This is a genomic window from Actinotalea sp. C106 (genome assembly GCF_023630195.1).
Taxonomy (GTDB): domain Bacteria; phylum Actinomycetota; class Actinomycetes; order Actinomycetales; family Cellulomonadaceae; genus Actinotalea.
In genome coordinates this window covers 1-2,135 of record NZ_JALPKN010000408.1, presented here as the reverse complement: position 1 = coordinate 2,135, position 2,135 = coordinate 1, and the positions used below count along the sequence as shown (strand labels likewise).

The 2,135-nt window shown below is 74.3% G+C and carries 3 protein-coding genes; 1 reads left to right on the top strand and 2 read right to left on the bottom strand.

Going from position 1 to position 2,135, the window contains the following annotated elements:
- Window positions 1-735 (top strand): HAD-IC family P-type ATPase (locus tag L0B03_RS16970; protein ID WP_250448058.1); only part of this gene is annotated, 735 nt, incomplete at its 5' end.
- A 43-nt stretch (window positions 736-778) separates the two neighbouring features.
- Here L0B03_RS16970 and L0B03_RS16965 read toward each other — a convergent pair.
- Both L0B03_RS16965 and L0B03_RS16960 read right to left on the bottom strand, forming a co-directional pair.
- On the bottom strand, window positions 779-1,594 hold the full coding sequence (locus tag L0B03_RS16965) for an ABC transporter permease (RefSeq protein WP_250448056.1): 816 nt from the start codon (window positions 1,592-1,594) through the stop codon (window positions 779-781).
- The coding region (locus tag L0B03_RS16960; protein WP_250448054.1) for an AAA family ATPase at window positions 1,591-2,135 on the bottom strand (545 nt) is incomplete at its 5' end. The genes L0B03_RS16965 and L0B03_RS16960, both read right to left, overlap by 4 nt.

Here is a 2,135-nt window from a genome sequence, read left to right as displayed (position 1 = left end):
CTACGATCCGACTTCGTGGTCCGCACCGCGCACAGCGGCGTCGGCGTCGGCCGGCGCGTGCTGGTCGGCCGGCCCACCTGGCTGCGTGAGCTGGGCGTCGAGACCCAGGCCATGGACGTGCCCTTCACGGAGGCGGAGCAGGGTGGGGCCACCGCGGTCATGGCGGCATGGAGCGGGGCCGCCCGTGGGGTGCTCGTGCTGCGCGACCCGGTCAAGGCGAGCTCGACCGCCGCCATCGCCGAGCTCACCGCCCTGGGCCTGCGCCCCGTGCTGCTGACCGGGGACAACGCGGGCGCGGCCCGGCACGTGGCCGACCAGGTGGGCATCAGCGAGGTGATCGCCGAGGTGCTGCCCGCGCAGAAGGTCGAGGTCGTCGAGGAGCTGCAGTCCGAGGGCCGCGTGGTCGCGATGATCGGCGACGGCGTCAACGACGCCGCGGCCCTCGCCCAGGCCGACCTGGGCCTGGCCATGGGCACCGGCACCGACGTCGCCATCCAGGCCGCCGACATCACCCTGGTCCGCGGCGACCTGCGCTCGGCCGGTCAGGCCATCCGCCTGTCCCGGCGCACCCTGAAGATCATCAAGCAGAACCTGTTCTGGGCCTTCGCCTACAACGTCGCGGCCATCCCGCTGGCTGCGCTGGGACTGCTCAACCCGATGATCGCGGGGGCCGCGATGGCCTTCAGCTCGGTGCTGGTGGTCACGAACTCGCTGCGGCTGCGCCGGGCGGGCTGAGAGGCCACGGTGGGCGCCATGGGAAGGCGCCCACCGTCGAACCTCAGCGGAACCGGCGCCCCTCGTCCCGGCGGTAGGCCACCACCGCGAGCGCGGCGAGGGCCACGGTCCACAGCACGAGCATGATCACGTCGAAGGCCGTCGCGCCCTGACCGGTGGTGACGTGGACGAGCACGTCACGGGCGGCGCGGGTGGGCAGGAACCCGGAGGCGGTGTCGAGCCACGCGGGGAACATCTCGGGCGGGAGGAACAGCCCTCCGGCGAAGGCCAAGGGGAAGAGGATCACCTGGGCCACGGGCAGCGCGGCCTTGAAGCTGAGCGCGTAGCCGATGGCCAGGCCGGCGAAGAGGAACGGCATCCCGCCGAGCAGCACCATGACCACCCCGGCCAGGACCCGACCGATCGAGGGGGCCGCGGCGGTCGCGAGCGCGCCGATGGCCAGCAGCGGGATCAGCGACACCAGGGAGAAGGCGCCACCGGTCAGGAGCCGGCCACCCAGCCGCGGGATCGGCCCGGCGGGCAGGGTGCGCACGAACGGGTCGAAGGGCTGAGCGCGGTCCTCGGCGACCCCCACGCCGTAGCTGAACACGCAGGTCGAGATCACGGCGAAGAGCGACAGCTGGGCCACGGCCTGCGTGGCGTTGACCGGGTCCTGCGCGACGGCCTGGTTGGGCAGGACGAAGAACGCGAGGGCCAGGGAGGGGAACACCAGGTTCCCGATCACGGCGATCGGCACCCGGACGGTCTCGAGGATCTGGTACCGGGTGTGCAGCAGCACGAGCCGCAGCAGGTGCCGGGTGCCCAGGCCCGCGGGCGCGCGGCCCGACCCGGTCGGGGCGGGTGCGGTGACGGCGCTCATGCGGAGACTCCCTCGGCCTGGGCGGGCTGGGCGGGCTGGGCGGCGCCCGCTGCGGTCAGCGTCAGGAACGCCTCCTCGAGGGTCGCCCCCTGGATGGTCAGGTCGTGGAAGGGCAGGTCGGCTGCGACCAGCGCGCGGACCATCCCGTCGGCGTCGGCCACGAGCAGCTCGTGGGTGCCGTCGGGGGTGACCTCGTGGCGGTTCACCCCGGGCAGCGCGTCCAGGACGGTCCCGCTGCCGGCGTCGGGCAGGCGCAGGGTGACGCGGCGGAGCCCGACCCGGCCGAGGATCGCGGGCAGGGTGTCGTCGGCGAGGATCCGGCCGTGGTCGACGACGACGACGCGCTCGGCCAGGGCCTGGACCTCCTCGAGGTAGTGGCTGGTCAGCACGATGGTCCCGCCGCCCGCGTGGTAGGCGCGCAGGGCGTCCCAGAGGCCGTGGCGGGCGTCGACGTCGAGGCCCGTGGTCGGCTCGTCGAGGAGCACGACGTCGGGCCGCCCGGCCAGGGCGAGGGCGACCGCGAGCCGGCGCTTCTGCCCGC

Coding starts and splice junctions, on each gene's coding strand:
- L0B03_RS16965 (WP_250448056.1), bottom strand. CDS start 1,594: ATGAGCGCCGTCACCGCACCCGCCCCGACCGGGTCGGGCCGCGCGCCC.